Below are 14357 nucleotides of genomic sequence, written 5' to 3' on the forward strand. Positions count from 1 at the left end.
TGGTCATCGTTTTGAGCATGTCTTAACCGGCAACGAGAGGGTCGATCCGGGTCCCGGCTGGACTGTCCGCCCGATACGGGCCGCACAACCTCCCGAACGCCCTGGCCGGGAACCCTCTCGCGTTGCAACAAAAACCCCAACGGCCGGGCCGGGCCGCTTCGCCATGCACCGAGACGGCGTTTGGTTCCCGGAAAAAATCCGCCGGCTCGCCTGGAACGTGCATTCGGAACGGCAACGCTTTGCCAATCCGGCGCGGCGGGTTGTGAAACCCGTTCGACCGGTGTTAACCCTTTCGAGGCAGCAAGCGGCCGGCATTGCGACCTGTACGCCAAGCAGATCTGCTCGAATCGACACCTCGCCAGCAAGTCGGCGCAGATCAGCCGCCGAGTTGCGCAGGGCTTCAGCCCGATACGCCGTATCGCCGGCAAAATTCCCGCTGTTGTGCAGGGCCGGTCGGCCGCGTCCTGCGAGTACCGAGCGCGCAAGGGTGGCCATGAACATCAAGCCGAACCAGCTGCGTCTGCACGTCGACTCGGCCTCACCCCGGCTGGAGCGCGATGAGCGCTGGGACGTGGCGGCGATCCTGGACGTTCTGCGCCGGCGCCGCATCCTGGCGGCTTGCGTGTTCGTGGCCTGCCTCACCGCCGCGCTCGCCTACCTGGCGACCGCGACGCCGCTGTTCATGGCGACCGGCATCCTGGTGCTCGACACCAAGCTGACGCCCCCCTCCCCCGCCCAGGTCAGCGCCGAGCCGACCATCGATCCGGCCGTGGTGGACAGCCAGATCGAGATCCTCAAGTCCCGGAAGATCGCGACCGACGTGGTCGACAAGCTCGGCCTCCAGGGCGACCCCGAATTCGTCGGCAGCGGTCCCTCGCTCCTCGACGCGCTCAAGGGCCGGCTCCTGTCCCTGGTGGAGGCCAGCAGCGGATCCGCGGAGCCGCCCGACCTGCGCCAGGTCGCGGCGGGGACGCTCGAGCGCACGCTCAAGATCACCCGCACCGGCCGCAGCTTCCTCGCCGAGATCAACGCGACCACGCGGGACCCGAAGAAGTCGGCCGCGATCGCCAACGCCGTGGCGGAGGCCTACATCCAGGACCAGCTCAGCAGCCGGATGGAATCGAGCCAGCGCACCACCGACTGGATGCAGCGGCGCCTGAAGGAAGTGCGGGACGAGGCCGAGGCGGCCGAGCGCGCCCTCAAGGAGTTCCGGGCCCATGCCGGCGCGTCGAGCCCCGGGGCCGAGCCCGTGAGCGCGGCGGACATCGCCTGGGAGCGCGCCTCGATCGAGGCGATGCGGCGCGCCGCGGCCGAGAGCCTGGAGCGGGGCCGCGCGGGCCTCGCCGCCGCCCAGGCGATGCTGGCCGCCCTGGAGGGCGGGGACACCGCCGCCGCCACCCGCAAGCGCCTCGACGAGGTCGACGACCCCGAGGTCTCGCACCTCGCGGCGGCGATGGCCGGCCCGGGGCCGAGCCCGGCCGAGGCCGAGGCCCTGCGCGCGCGGCTGCGCCGGCTCGTGGACGACCGCCAGGCCGCGATCGGGCTCGCCCAGCGCCGCGACGGGCTGCTGGCGCGGCGCCTCGGCGACCTCGCGGCGGGCACGGATCCCGGCCCGAACGGCCGCGAGCAGCAGCTCGCCCGCGCGGCCGAGGCCGCCCGCTCCACCTACGAGGCGCTGCAGAACCGGGTCTCGCGCGTCAGCTCCTTCCTGCAGCAGCAGGCGCTGCCGGTCACGGAGGCGCGGCTGGTGAGTGCGGCGGTGCCGCCGCTCGCCAAGTCCTCGCCCCGGACGACCCTGGTCCTGCTCCTGGCCAGCGCCGGCGGGCTCGCCGCGGGCATCGCGGCGGCCTTCCTGCGGGAGATGTTCGACCGGCGCATCCGCTGGCCGACGCAGATCGCCGGCCTCGGTCAGCCCTTCCTCGGTCCCCTGCCGCCCACCGAGGGGCGCCGCCTGCCTCTGCCGGGCCGACGGGCGCGGCCTTCCGCCGGGATCCCGCTGCTCATCGCAGGCCCGGACGCCTCGCCCGCGGCGCTCGAGACCCTGCGCGCGGCCAAGATCGCCGTCGACCACGCCCTCGGCCGCGAGAGCTGCCGGGTGGTCGGGGTCGTCTCTCCCTGCGACCGCGACGGGAAATCGACGGTGGCGGCCAATTTCGCGGCCCTGGCGGCCGAGATGCGGGCCCGCGTGCTCCTGATCGACGCCGACCTGCACGGCGGCGGCCTCTCGGCGCAATTCGCGGGCGAGGGGGCGATCGGCCTCGACGAGGCGGTGGGCCGGCAGCACCCGCTCGCCCGCTGCGTGGTGCCAACCCCGCTCGGCTTCGACCTCCTGCCCGGGAGCGTCGGCGCGCCGCCCGCCCACCCGGTCGAGATCCTGGCCTCGGTCGGGCTGCGGCGCCTGCTGACCGAGGCGCGCGGGCGCTACGACTACGTGGTGATCGACGTCCCGGCGGTCCTCTGCGCGGTCGACGCGAGGGCGATCGCCGAGGTCATCGACGGCTTCATCCTCACGCTGGCCTCCGGCCGCACCAGCCTCGATGCGGTCGAGCGGGTCTTCGCCACCTGCCCGGGCATCGCCGACCGGTCCGTGGGCGTGGTCCTCAACCGCTCCAGGGTCGCGGTCGGCCCGCTGCGGGCGCGGCGGGCCCCGCGGTCCGGCATGCTGGAGATCGCCCGATGAGCGCCCATCCCGTCCTGCGCACGGCGCGGCGGGCCGTGCGGCCGGTGGCCCGCGCGGTCCGGCGCCACCTGCTGCCGCGGCTGATGCCGGTCGCTCGCCACGCCTTTCCGGAGGCCGCCGCGCGGGTGCGGGTCGTGGGCCTGCTGTCCTCGTCCTCCGGGCTCGGGGAATCGGCGCGGCTCTGCCTCGGCAGCCTGGCCGGGGCCGGCTACCGGCTCTCGACGGCCGACGTCGCGGGCCTGTTCGACAGCAACGACGGCATCGCCTACCCGGCGGGCGAGTCCGACCCGCAAGAGGACCTCGCCATCTACCATCTCAACCCGCCCATGCTCCTCCCGAGCGTGGTGCGGACGGGCCTGCGCCGGCACGCCGGCACCTACAGCATCGCCTACTGGGCCTGGGAGCTGGAGACCCTGCCGGCCGAGTGGATCGCGGCGATCCGGTTCGTCGACGCCATCCTGGTGCCGAGCCGTTTCTGCCAGGCCGCCCTGCGGGCCCACACCGACAAGCCGGTGATCGTGGTGCCGCATCCGGTCGACGCCGCCGTCCCGGTGCGGGAGGCCGCCGCGCCGCCGCCGGGGGACCGCTTCCGGGTGGCGAGCATCTTCAATTTCGGCTCGTCCTACGCGCGCAAGAACCCGACCGCGCTGGTGCGCGCCTTCCGGGCCGCCTTCGGCGAGGATCCGGGGGCCGAGCTGGTGCTGAAGGTCAGCGACGGGGCCCGCTACCCCCGCGAGCGCGCCCAGATCCTGGCCGAGATGGCGGGGGCGCCGAACGTCCGCCTGATCGACGAGGTCTGGGAGCGCCCGCGCCTGCAGGCCTTCCTGGCCTCGGCGGACGCCTACCTGTCGCTCCACCGCTCGGAGGGCTTCGGCCTGACCCTCGCGGAGGCGATCCTCGCCCGCGTGCCGGTCGTGGCCACCCACTGGTCGGGCAACACCGATTTCTGCGACCCGGCCCTGTCCTACCCGGTCGACTACGCCCTGGTGCCGTTCAGCGACCCGCATCCCGCCTATGCGGGGGTCGGCGCGGCGCGCTGGGCCGAGCCGGACATCGCCCACGCGGCCCACCAGCTGCGACAGGTGCGGGGCGAGCCCGAGGCGGCGCGGGCCAAGGCCCGGGCCCTGCGGAGCGCCTTCGTCACCTACCTGCGCCGCCACGGCTACGAGGAGGCGCTCGCCTCCCTCGCCCGCCCCGCGCAAGCCGCCTGATCGGGACGCCCGCGCCCCGACCCTGCTGCCCCGAGAGGAACGAGCCTTGACTGATCCGATTGCCCAGAAGGGCGACGAGACGGACCTGACCGTGTCGCTCGTCGTCTGCACGGTGGGCCGGCTGGAACCCCTGGAGAGGCTGCTCGCCTCCCTGCGCCGCCAGACGCGCCGGCCCCTCGAGATCCTCCTCGTCGACCAGAACCCGGCCGGCACGCTCAGCGCCCTGCTCACCCGCTTCCGCGACCTGCCCCTCGTGCACCTCGTCGACCTCGCCGATGCGCGGGGCCTGTCGCGGGCCCGCAACCTCGGCCTGGCCTGCGCCCGCGGCAGCGTGGTGGGCTTTCCGGACGACGATTGCTGGTACGACCCCGAGGTCGTCGCGCGGGTCGCCGACCTGTTCTCCGTCCCGGGAAGCCCGGGCCTGATCTGCGGGCGCACGGTCGATGCCGGGGGCGCCGAATCCGTCAGCGCGCATCTGCCGGTCCCGGCCGAGATCGCGCGCGACACCGTCTTCCTGGCGGGCAATTCCAACGGCCTGTTCGTGCGTCGGGGCCTCGCCAAGCGCGTCGGCGGATTCGACGAGACGCTGGGAGTGGGCGCCGCGACGCCGTTCCAGTCCGGCGAGGAGACGGACTTCATCCTGCGCGCCCTCGCTCTCGGCGCGTCCTGCCGCTTCGAGCCCGGCCTGGTCGTCCGCCACGACCAGCCCGAGGCGAATCCGGCCGCCGCGGCCGCGCGGGCCGCCCGCTACGCGCCGGGCTTCGGGCGGGTGCTGCGCCTGCACGGTTTCGGACCCGGCTACGTCGGCAACCGCGTGCTGCGGGCCTTCGGGCGCGGGGCGCTCCTCCTCCTCGGCGGCCGCCGGGACGACGCGCGCCACCGCTTCGCCTGGGCGCTCGGCACCCTGCGGGGCTACGCCGCCCCGGCCCGCGCCCGCGCGGCGGCCCCGCCGCGCGGGGCCGCCGCGCGGGAGCCGGGCGCGCAGCCCAGGCCCTTCGGCCTCTCCTTCGCGCCGCTCGACGACGGGCAACTCGCCCGGCAGCTGGCCGGCCCGCTGGTTCCGGCCGGCGCGGGCCCGCGGATCGTCGCCACCGCCAACCTCGACCACATCGTCCAGCTCTCGCGCAACACCGTCTTCCGGGAAGCCTATCGCCGCGCCTGGATCGTCACCGCCGACGGGATGCCGGTCTACCTCTACGCGAGGCTGCGCGGGGCGAAGCTGCCCGGCCGGCTCACCGGCGCGGACCTGTTCGCGCGGCTGATGACGATGCTCTCCCCGGCCCGGCACCGCTGCTTCTTCGTGGCCTCCTCGGAGGAGACCGCCGCGCGGATCGAGGCCCTGCTCCTCGCCCGCGGCTTCTCGCGCGAGCAGCTCGCCTTCCGGGTGCCGCCCTTCGGTTTCGAGACCGACGCGGCCTATTCGGACGCCCTCGCGGGGGCGATCCGGGCCCACCGCGCCACCCACCTGTTCCTCGGCCTCGGCTCGCCGAAATGCGAGATCTGGAGCCACCGCTACCGCGGCGCCCTCGGCGACTGCTACGTGCTCAACGTCGGCGCCGGCCTCGACTTCTACAGCGGGACCAAGCGGCGCGCCCCGGTCGTCCTCCAGCGGACCGGCCTCGAATGGGCGTGGCGCGTGGCCCAGGAGCCGCGTCGGCTGTTCCACCGCTACTTCGTCGCCTCCTGGCGCTTCCTCTGGATCGCCGCCGCCGACTTCGCCCGGTCGGACCGCACCCTGCCCCCCTCACGCGCCATCGAGGTGGAACGCCATCGATGAGCCCCGCCACGCGAGGCGCGCTCGCGCCGCCGGAGCGGTCCGCCCGCCCGGCCGCGCCGCTCCGCCCCGAAGTCCACGGCCGCTGACCGATCGCCCGGCGAGACCGATGCCGCTCCGGAACGCCACACCTCCCGCATCAACCCAGAAGCCGGTGCGCAGCACCGCGCCGCAGGCGCCCCAAGGCGCCTGGACGCGCCGTCCGCCGCGCCACGAGGAGAGACGATCAATGCCAAGGGGGATTGCAGTCGAGTTCCAATATCGGGAGCAGCGCCTCGAGGACGGTGCCGCGGGGCTCCCACGGCGCGCGATCGACCCGGCCCGGCCCCTCTGCCGGCGCGCCGGCCTCATCAACGTGGCGCTGGCCAAGCGCGCGACCGACATCGCCGTCGCGCTCGCCGCGCTGGTGTTCCTCCTGCCGGTCTTCGTCGCCGTGGCCATCCTGATCAAGGCGGAGACGCCCGGCCCGGTCTTCTTCCGCCAGCGCCGCTACGGCGTGCAGCGGCGGCCGTTCCTGATCTTCAAGTTCCGCACCATGACGGTGCTCGAAGCGAGCGGAGCCTTCCGGCAGGCCGCCGCGAACGACGCTCGGGTGACGCGGATCGGGCGCTTCCTGCGGCGCTCCAGCCTCGACGAGGCGCCCCAGCTCATCAACGTGCTCGTCGGCGACATGTCGCTCGTCGGGCCGCGGCCGCACGCCGTCGCCATGGACGACGCCTACGCGCCGGTCGTCTCGCACTACGAGGACCGTTTCCTGGTGCGCCCGGGCCTCACCGGCCTGGCCCAGATCAGCGGCTACCGCGGCCCGACCGACACCCACGACAAGATCGCCCGGCGCATCGCCCACGACCGGGCCTATATCCGGCGCTGGTCCCTGCTCCTCGACTTCGCGATCATGCTGCGCACGCCGATCGCGCTCGTGAGGGATCCCAATGCCCTCTGAGGCGACGAGGCGGGCGCGGCCGCTTCCCGCCGCGATCACCCGCGGCGCCTTCCTGGCCGCCCTCGCCGGCGGCGTCGCCGCGGCGGCCGGGACGGGGGCGGGCCCGGCGCGGGCCGGCGGGGCGGTCCGCTACCCCGGCGTCAACCTGTCGGGCGGGGAGTTCGGCGACATCGGCCGCCCCCTCGGCCAGGGCTACATCTACCCGCCGAACGAGAGTTTCGCCTACTACGCCGGGCGCGGCATGAAGCTCGTGCGGATCCCGTTCAAGATCGAGCGGGTGCAGCCGGAGCCCCTCGGCGCCCTCTCGGTCCGGGACGCGGACGAACTCGCGCGCTGCGTGCGCGCGGCCAAGGCCGCCGGGCTCCTGGTGGTCCTCGACGCGCACAATTTCGGCAAGCGCGACGGAAAGCCGATCGAGGCGCGGGACCTCACCAATCTCTGGTCGCGGCTCGCCGCGCGGTTCCGGGACGAGCCGTCGGTGGCCTACGGCCTCATGAACGAGCCGGTGGCCTTCGCGCCGCCCGCCTGGCGCCCGGTCGTCGACGCCCTCGTCAAGGCCATCCGCGACGGCGGCTCGCGGCAGCTCCTGATGGTCCCCGGCGCCGGCTGGAGCGGCGCCCATTCCTGGGTGTCGGACGGCAACGCCGCGGCCTTCGAGGATTTCCAGGACCCGCACTTCCTCTTCGAGGTCCACCAGTACCTCGACCGGGACAATTCGGGCTCGAACCCGCAGGATTACGCCCCGGGCGCCGGCGCGACCCGGCTCGCTGCCTTCACGGACTGGGCCCGGCGGCGCGGCGCCAAGGCCTTCCTGGGCGAGTTCGGCTTCGCCCTGCCCGCGGGCGAGGCCGAGGCGCGGGCGCTCCTCTCCTTCGTGGCCGCCCACACGGATGTCTGGCAGGCCTACGCCTACTGGGCCGGCGGACCGTGGTGGGGCGATTACGCGTTCAGCATCGAGCCCGGCAAAGAGGGCGACAAGCCGCAGATGGCCCTGCTGAGGCACTTCATGTGACCGCCCGGCCCGCGGGAGGCGCGGCCGCGGGCGCGTCGCCAGGTCCCGCGCGGACCCCAGGAGCACCGGACCCGGGAATCAGGAGCACCGGACCCGGGAATACGGATCCAAGAATACGGATCCAAGAATACGGACTTAGGGATACGGATGGCAGGCACACTGGTTCGCAAGTCGTTGATCAACGCCGTCGCGGGCGTGGCGACCACGTTCGCCGGCTTCGCGAGCAGCATTCTGGTGGCGCGCCTCATCGGGGTCGAGGGATCCGGGATCATCGGGTTCGCGGTCTGGGCCGCCACGATGTCCGTGATGGTGGCGGATCTCGGGATCCCCGGCAGCCTCGCCCGCTTCCTGCCCGAGCTTCGCGCGCGCGCGAGCCTCGCCGATGCGGACGGCCTGACGCGCGCGCTCCTGCGTCCCTACCTCCTCGTCACCCTGTGCGTGTCCGGAGGCTTCTTCGCCTACGCGGCCTCGCTCGCGGCCGCCCAGCCCGACGGGATCGGCTGGCAGATCCACCAGGGCAGCTACCGCGCCTCGCCGCTGTTCTGGCTGCTCGTGGGGCTGGCCTGCCTCACCCAGTCGCTGGCGAGCTTCGTGACCAGCTACCTGCGCGGCGTGCAGGATTTCGCGGCGCTCGCGCGGCTCGCCCTGCTCGCCGCCGGCGCGCAGATCGCGGCCACGACGGTCGGAATCGTCGCGTTCGGCGTCGGCGGCGCCCTGGCGGGCGCCGTGATCGGATCGGCCGTCGTCATGCGCCAGGTCCTGCGGCTGCCGCGCGAGGGCAGCCCCGTTCCGCCGGTGCTGCGCGCCCGCGTCGTCCGCTACTCCGTCGAGTCCTGGGCGAGCCACCTCGTCACGGCGTTCCTGTGGTCGCGGATGGAGGTCATCTTCCTCGAGCGGAGCTTCGGCAGCCACGCGGTCGGGCTGTTCACCGTGAGCCTGACGCTGTCGAACCTCGCCATGCAGGGGCCGCTGCTGCTCACCGGCGCGCTGCTGTCGCACCTCTCGCAACATTCCGGAGCGGAGCACGCGGAGACCCGCCTGGCCCTCTACCCGGCCAGCGTGCGTCTCCTCGCGCTGTTCGTATTCCCGCTCTGCCTGGGGACGGCGGGTGTCATGCCGCTCCTGCTTCCCCTGCTCTTCGGCGACGCCTTCGCGCCGGCGGTGACCGCCGCCACGATCCTGGTCGGGACCGCGAGCCTGATCACGATCGCCACCATCGCGTACTCGTACCTGTTCGCGATGGAGCGGACGAGCTTCATCCTGGGATCGGGGCTCGTCGGGGCCGTCCTGGCGATCACCGCCGGCCTCACGGTGGTTCCGGCCGCGGGCCTGCTCGGCGCGGCGAGCGCGCGGGCCGCGATCCAGCTCCTCGTGACGGGCGCCATCGTCTGGTACGCTCGGCGGTCGCTGGGCTGCGTGCTGCCCACGCTCGATCTCGCGCGGATGTTCCTGGCGGCCCTGCTCTGCGCGATCGCCGCCCGGATCGTCGTCACGGTGACCTCGGGCGTGCCCGGGCTGATGCTGGCCGTGCTCACGGGCGCCCTCGTCTACGCGGCCGCCCTGCGCGTCCTCAAGCCCCTGCCGCGCGCCGACCTGCAGCGGGTGCGGGACGCGCTGCGCAACCTGCCCGTCCCGCTGCGCTCGGCCGCCCTCGCGAGCCTGCGCGTGATCGCGCCGGCCTGAGCCTCGTTCCCCGGCAACCTCGTCCCTGGAGGATGCACCGATGATGCGAAACCTGATGCGGCAGCTGCGCGGCGCCCTCGTGCGGCGAGCCGAGCGGCTGACGGGAACCCACATCATCCCCCGGGGCAGCCTGTGGGCGATGCCCGAGCGGGAGCACCTCAGGGCGTTCTTCGCGCATTTCGGCGTCGACTGCGTCTTCGACGTCGGCGCCAACGAGGGGCAATTCGCCGACATGCTCCGCCGCAAGGTCGGCTATCGCGGGCCGATCCTGTCCTTCGAGCCGATCCCGGACGTGGCCGAGCGGCTCAAGGCCCGGGCTGCCGCCGATCCGCTCTGGTTCGTCGAGCAGGTCGCCCTCGCCGACGAGATCGGCGAGCGCACCTTCAACATCATGGCCGACACGCAATTCAGCTCCCTCGCCAAGCCCAGCCACGAAGAGGTCAAGCTGTTCGAGGGCACCAATCAGATCCTGCGAAGCATCGGCGTCAAACTGTCGACGGTCGAGTTCATGCTGGAGAAGTACCGCAAGGAGCTGAAATTCACCCGGCCCTACCTGAAGATGGACACGCAGGGCCACGACCTGTCCGTGGTGCGGGGGGCGGGCGACAGCCTGCGGGGCTTCGTCGGACTGCAGAGCGAGTTGGCGATCCGCAAGCTGTACGACACGTCGGTCGATTTCCGCGACGCCATCACGGCCTATGAGCGGGCCGGCTTCGCCCTCAGCGCCTTCGTGCCCAACAACGAGGGACACTTCCCGGCGCTGATCGAGATGGACTGCATCATGTACAACACGCGCTACGTGCCGCTCGCGTGACCGCGCCGCGCGCTGACCGCGCGATCGTAGAGGGCGGCAGTGTCCCGCGCGATCGCCGCCCAGCTCGGCACCGCGGCGATCCGCTCGCGCGCGCCGCGCCCGAGCGCCAGGCGCAGCTCGCGGTCCTGCGCCAGCCGCGTCATGGCCTGCGCGAGCGCGCGCGGGTCTTCCGGCTCGACGAGGCACCCGCTGCGCTCCGGCTCCAGCATGGCCGCGAAGACGCCGAGGCGCGACGCCAGGATCGGCCGGCCGAACGGGAGGGCGAGCATCAGGACGCCGCTCGCCTCGATCTGCCGGTAGGGGAACACGAAGACGTCGGCGTCCGAGAGGATCCGCGGCAATTCCTCGTCGGGGATGTGGCGCTCGTCGAAGACGAGCTGGGCGGCGAGCCCGAGTTCGCGCGCCCGCTCCTTCAGCCCGTCGAGCGGCATGGCGGGGCGGCCGGCCACGACGAACCGGCAGTGGCGCAGAACCGCCTCGGGCATCATCCCCGCGGCCTCGATCAGGATGTCGAGCCCCTTGTAGGGTTTCAGGATGCCGAAGAGCAGGAAGTCGACCGTGCGCTTGGAGCGGTCGGGCTCGACGAACGGCGAGGATGGCAGGGAGGCCGGCGTCAGCAGGCCGTGCCCGATCTGGTGGATCCTGGCCGGATCGACGCCCTGCCGGGCGAGTTCGCGCGCGGCCGGCGCCGTGTGGACGATGACCGCGTCGGCATCCTTGATCACCCGCTCGCCGCCCGCTCTCAGGAGCAGGGGCACGCGATCCCCGTTCGACGGGCGCGTGTCGTGGACCGTGAGAATGCAGGGTGCGCGGCGGCGCAAGCGCCGGAACAGGATCCGGTCGGCGAGGGGCACGACCGGCCATTGCACGTGGACGATGTCGGGCGCGAGCCGCGCCACGTGGCCGACGAGCTGCTGCAGGAGGAGCCCGTAGCGGAGGTGGCGCAGGAAGACCGTGACCCGGTGCGGCGCGATCCGCGGCGGCAGGGGCGCGAAGATGTCGTTGATCGCCAGCGGCAGGTGGGTGACCCCCTTCGGCGCGGCCTCGCCCGGGCGCAGCGGTCGCGAGGCGAGGAAGACCTCGTGCCCCTGCTCGGCCAGCCCGGCGCAGAGGCTGGCATCGTACGGCAGGGTGAAGAGCAGCGGGTCAACGACGAGGATGCGCAATGGGAATGCTCCGAGGCAGGAGGGTCGACCCGAGCGGGGCTGCGCGGCCCGGGATGAGCAGGACGACCGGACACGAATTTACCACAACATATAATAATCATTGCCTCGGAAGTCAATTATACAGGAGTTGTTTTTCGGAAGTCATGTAATATAACAGTCAAACTGCGCCTTTTTGCCAAGGATGACGGGGAAGACATGATGGGAGACCGGACCTGTCAGGTGAGCGTGATCATGCCGGCGTTCAACGCGGCGGCGACGATCGAGCGCGCGCTCGCCAGCGTCCTCGCCCAGAGCCATGCCGCCCTCGAGGTGATCGTGGTCGATGACGGCTCGACCGACGCGACGCGGACCCTCGTGGGCTCGGCCGCCGCGCGGGATCGCCGCGTGCGGCTGCTCGCGAGCGATCGGAACGGCGGGCCTGCGGCGGCCCGCAACACGGCCCTGTCGGCCGCGACCGGCGAGTGGCTCGCCCTCCTGGACGCCGACGACGCGTGGCGCCCGGAGCGGCTGGAGCGGCTGCTCGCCGTCGCCGGCGACCGGGCCGAGGTGGTGTTCGACAACCTCCTCGGCCTCGATCCCCACAGCGGCGCCGAGGTCGGCCCGCTCTTCCCGCGGCTGCCCGACGCGATCGGCGTCTCGGAGATGGCCGCGGCGGCGGTTCCGGGCAGCCGCTTCGATTACGGCTACCTCAAGCCGATCTTCCGGCGCGCCCTGGTCGCGCGGGCCGGGCTGCGCTTCGACGAGGGGCTCAGGACGAGCGAGGATCTCCTGTTCTTCCTCGCGCTGCTCGTCGAGGGCGGGTCCGCGCGGACGACCTCGGAGGCGTTCTACGTCTACACGCTGCCGGTGAGTTCGGGCGGACGCATCTCGCCCTACTCGCATAGCCAGCCCCGCGACCTCGCCGTCGCCGAGGCGCTGGCGGCGCTGCGGCGGGCCTGCGCGGCTCGGCTGTCGCCCGCGGAGAGCGCGCAGCTCGAGAGCAGGATCGCGCATCTGCGGCGCGTCGCCCCCGTGAGCGAGTTCCACTTCGCGCGGCGCACCGGCGACCTGCGCAGGATCATCGGCCTGCTCGCCCGCTCGTCGGCCGTGCGGCGGGAACTCGCGCGCGGGATCCTGCGCCGCGTGCGGGGGCGCCCCGCGGCGGCCGAGCGGGCCGGGCCGGATCGGTGACGGGGCCGCGCGGCGCGCCCGCGCCGCCGGGCCGGCGCGGTGCGGTCCCGCGTCGTCGCCCCGGTGCTCGCCGCCGTCCGCGGCCTCGCCGGCCGCGCCCCGCCTCGGCGAGCGATCCGGCGGACGGCTTCGTCCCGACCCGCGGCGCCGAGATCGCCGCTCCGGACGGGACGCCCCTGATGCTGCGGGGCATCAACCTCTCCAGCTTGCTCGTCCCGGAGGGCTCCATGTTCGGGTTCCGGGACGCGACCGCGCCCCGGCAGATCCGGCAGGTGTTCAGGGAACTGGTCGGGCCGGAGGCCGACAACGCCTTCCGGCGGCGCATCGCCGCCCACGACCCGGACGTGCCGAGGTGATCGGCTACGACGTCCTCACCGAGCCCCTGCCGGGGCAGGAGGGCAACGCGCCCGTCCGTCCAGCCCCGATGCGCGCCCTACCGGGAGGCGGCGGCGCCCGTCCCGCGCTTGCGCGAGGCGCACCGGGTGCCGATCCTGATGGGAGAGGCCGGCGAGAACAGCGACGCGTGGGTCCGCGCCTGCCGGGCGGTGCTGGAGCGGCACCGCGTCGGCTGGGCGTTCTGGACCTACGGGACGATGGATGCCGCGAGCACCGTGCGCCGCCCTGGGACGCGATCGTGGCCTAGCAAGCCCTCGCCGGGCTGACGCTGACGGACCGGCGCCGCCCGCCGCCGGAGGTCGTGAGGGCGGCGCTCGACGGGCTCCGCATCCCCTTCCCGGAGACGACGGAGAACCCGGGCTCCGTCGACGCCCTGCGCGGCCCGCCCCGAGCCGCGCCGGCCCGATCCCGGCGCCGCGGCTCCCGCGGCGCCGGGGATGGCGCGGTCAGAGACGCGCCTCTTCGAAGGCCCGCACCCATTCGGCGCAGATCCCCGAGCGGACGATGTCCTCCAGCCCGAACTCCACGATCGGGATCGGCATCAGCCGGCTCTTCACGAGGTGGATCACGGTCCGCAAGCCCGACGTCTCCCGCAGGTCGGTCTGGGAGACGTCGCCGTTGATGATGACCTGGCAATCGTCGCCGATGCGGGTCAGGAACATCTTGATCTCGGCCGGGGTGGTGTTCTGGGCCTCGTCCAGGATCACGAGGCAGTTCTTGAAAGTGCGGCCGCGCATGACCTCGAAGGGCACGATCTCGATGTCGCCGGACTTGAGCGCGATGTCGAAGGCGCCCGCGCCCATCCGCTCCTTCATCGTCTCCGTGAGCGGAGCGACCCAGGGCGCGATCTTCTCTTCGAGACTGCCGGGAAAGTAGCCGAGGGAGCGTCCCGAGGGGACGTTGGGCCGGGTGATCACCACCTTGGCGATGCGGCGCTGGCGGAGGAGGTCCGCGGCGCGGGTGCCGGCGATGTAGGTCTTGCCGGTACCGGCCGGCCCGAGAACGATGACTTGTGCGTGGGAACCGAGGGCTTCGAGATACTCGGCCTGGCGGGCCGTCATGGGTTGAATCGGCGGCGCATTGCGCTCCTCCTCGAACCGGGTGCGCGGCATCCGGATCGGGCGGTCATCGACCAGTTCAAGTCGTGCGCGTCGTCTCTTCATAGATCAACACTCCCACTGGACTTGCGGTGCCGCGATGTGATCTGCCCTCTCGTGTCCCTCGACCTCCTCGTTGCGCCAACAGCACGTCAAATCCGCGGGTCCGGACGGGTTCCACGTCCGATCGACGCAGGCGGTGGACAAGTCCGCCTGGATCTCCCGCAACGGTATGCCGACAGAGGTTGACCAGCAATTCCCGCGCCGCGCCGCACAGGACGGTTTTCGCGGGCGCGAAGATTAGGGTTCGGTCTGTGTCTCAAACCACACAGCGACGGGGCTCGCGGCCGGCTCCGCGGCGGGGTCGCGCACGCTGTCGCGTGCGCCGTCCCGGATGTCGGCTCCTGCGAG

The 14357-nt window shown here is 73.0% G+C and carries 12 protein-coding genes; 10 read left to right on the top strand and 2 right to left on the bottom strand.

Annotated elements, in window-relative coordinates; genetic code table 11:
- Nucleotides 1–493 precede the first annotated feature (493 nt).
- From M446_RS05105 to M446_RS05135, 7 genes are all read left to right on the top strand, one after another.
- Complete coding sequence (locus tag M446_RS05105; RefSeq protein ID WP_012331020.1) at nt 494–2680, top strand: Wzz/FepE/Etk N-terminal domain-containing protein; 2187 nt, start codon at nt 494–496, stop codon at nt 2678–2680.
- On the top strand, nt 2677–3891 hold the full coding sequence (locus tag M446_RS05110; RefSeq protein ID WP_012331021.1) for a glycosyltransferase family 4 protein: 1215 nt from the start codon (nt 2677–2679) through the stop codon (nt 3889–3891). Before M446_RS05105 ends, M446_RS05110 begins: the two co-directional genes overlap by 4 nt.
- 46 nt (nt 3892–3937) lie before the next feature.
- Nucleotides 3938–5668, top strand: coding sequence for a WecB/TagA/CpsF family glycosyltransferase (locus M446_RS05115; RefSeq protein ID WP_050777464.1), 1731 nt, complete (start codon nt 3938–3940; stop codon nt 5666–5668).
- 226 nt (nt 5669–5894) lie between these two features.
- Nucleotides 5895–6608: a sugar transferase gene (locus M446_RS05120; protein ID WP_018262408.1), complete on the top strand. Its 714-nt coding sequence runs from the start codon at nt 5895–5897 to the stop codon at nt 6606–6608.
- Complete coding sequence (locus tag M446_RS05125) at nt 6598–7620, top strand: glycoside hydrolase family 5 protein (RefSeq protein ID WP_012331023.1); 1023 nt, start codon at nt 6598–6600, stop codon at nt 7618–7620. The genes M446_RS05120 and M446_RS05125 overlap by 11 nt, the downstream gene beginning before the upstream one ends.
- A 147-nt stretch (nt 7621–7767) precedes the next feature.
- Nucleotides 7768–9303, top strand: a complete 1536-nt coding sequence (locus tag M446_RS05130) for a lipopolysaccharide biosynthesis protein (protein WP_012331024.1) — start codon at nt 7768–7770, stop codon at nt 9301–9303.
- 40 nt (nt 9304–9343) lie between these two features.
- Complete coding sequence (locus M446_RS05135) at nt 9344–10117, top strand: FkbM family methyltransferase (protein ID WP_012331025.1); 774 nt, start codon at nt 9344–9346, stop codon at nt 10115–10117.
- Here M446_RS05135 and M446_RS05140 read toward each other — a convergent pair.
- Nucleotides 10099–11283: a glycosyltransferase family 4 protein gene (locus M446_RS05140; protein WP_012331026.1), complete on the bottom strand. Its 1185-nt coding sequence runs from the start codon at nt 11281–11283 to the stop codon at nt 10099–10101. The two genes, M446_RS05135 and M446_RS05140, sit on opposite strands and share 19 nt — an antisense overlap.
- A 231-nt stretch (nt 11284–11514) precedes the next feature.
- Between M446_RS05140 and M446_RS34130 the strand changes: the two genes are divergently transcribed.
- From M446_RS34130 to M446_RS05150, 3 genes are all read left to right on the top strand, one after another.
- Nucleotides 11515–12453 carry a glycosyltransferase family 2 protein gene (locus M446_RS34130; protein ID WP_168169134.1) on the top strand — a complete coding sequence of 313 codons (939 nt, stop codon included), beginning with the start codon at nt 11515–11517 and terminating at the stop codon, nt 12451–12453.
- A 179-nt stretch (nt 12454–12632) separates the two neighbouring features.
- Nucleotides 12633–12809, top strand: coding sequence for a hypothetical protein (locus tag M446_RS37995; protein WP_168169135.1), 177 nt, complete (start codon nt 12633–12635; stop codon nt 12807–12809).
- 108 nt (nt 12810–12917) lie between these two features.
- Nucleotides 12918–13115 (top strand): hypothetical protein, encoded by a 198-nt coding sequence (locus M446_RS05150; RefSeq protein ID WP_043700853.1) that lies wholly within the window; start codon nt 12918–12920, stop codon nt 13113–13115.
- Nucleotides 13116–13295: 180 nt separating this feature from the next.
- Here the strand turns inward: M446_RS05150 and M446_RS05155 are convergent, their stop codons facing one another.
- A complete protein-coding gene (locus M446_RS05155) occupies nt 13296–14012 on the bottom strand; it encodes a PhoH family protein (RefSeq protein ID WP_012331028.1) in 717 nt (238 codons plus the stop codon).
- Nucleotides 14013–14357 lie beyond the last annotated feature (345 nt).

It is taken from the genome of Methylobacterium sp. 4-46 (genome assembly GCF_000019365.1).
Lineage (GTDB): Bacteria > Pseudomonadota > Alphaproteobacteria > Rhizobiales > Beijerinckiaceae > Methylobacterium.

Excerpts from the sequence above, each read along its gene's own strand:
- M446_RS05125 (WP_012331023.1), top strand. The coding sequence starts at position 6,598 with ATGCCCTCTGAGGCGACGAGGCGGGCGCGGCCGCTTCCCGCCGCGATC.
- M446_RS34130 (WP_168169134.1), top strand. The coding sequence starts at position 11,515 with ATGCCGGCGTTCAACGCGGCGGCGACGATCGAGCGCGCGCTCGCCAGC.
- M446_RS05155 (WP_012331028.1), bottom strand. The coding sequence starts at position 14,012 with ATGAAGAGACGACGCGCACGACTTGAACTGGTCGATGACCGCCCGATC.
- M446_RS05105 (WP_012331020.1), top strand. The coding sequence starts at position 494 with ATGAACATCAAGCCGAACCAGCTGCGTCTGCACGTCGACTCGGCCTCA.
- M446_RS05130 (WP_012331024.1), top strand. The coding sequence starts at position 7,768 with ATGGCAGGCACACTGGTTCGCAAGTCGTTGATCAACGCCGTCGCGGGC.
- M446_RS05110 (WP_012331021.1), top strand. The coding sequence starts at position 2,677 with ATGAGCGCCCATCCCGTCCTGCGCACGGCGCGGCGGGCCGTGCGGCCG.
- M446_RS05120 (WP_018262408.1), top strand. The coding sequence starts at position 5,895 with ATGCCAAGGGGGATTGCAGTCGAGTTCCAATATCGGGAGCAGCGCCTC.
- M446_RS37995 (WP_168169135.1), top strand. The coding sequence starts at position 12,633 with ATGCTGCGGGGCATCAACCTCTCCAGCTTGCTCGTCCCGGAGGGCTCC.
- M446_RS05135 (WP_012331025.1), top strand. The coding sequence starts at position 9,344 with ATGATGCGAAACCTGATGCGGCAGCTGCGCGGCGCCCTCGTGCGGCGA.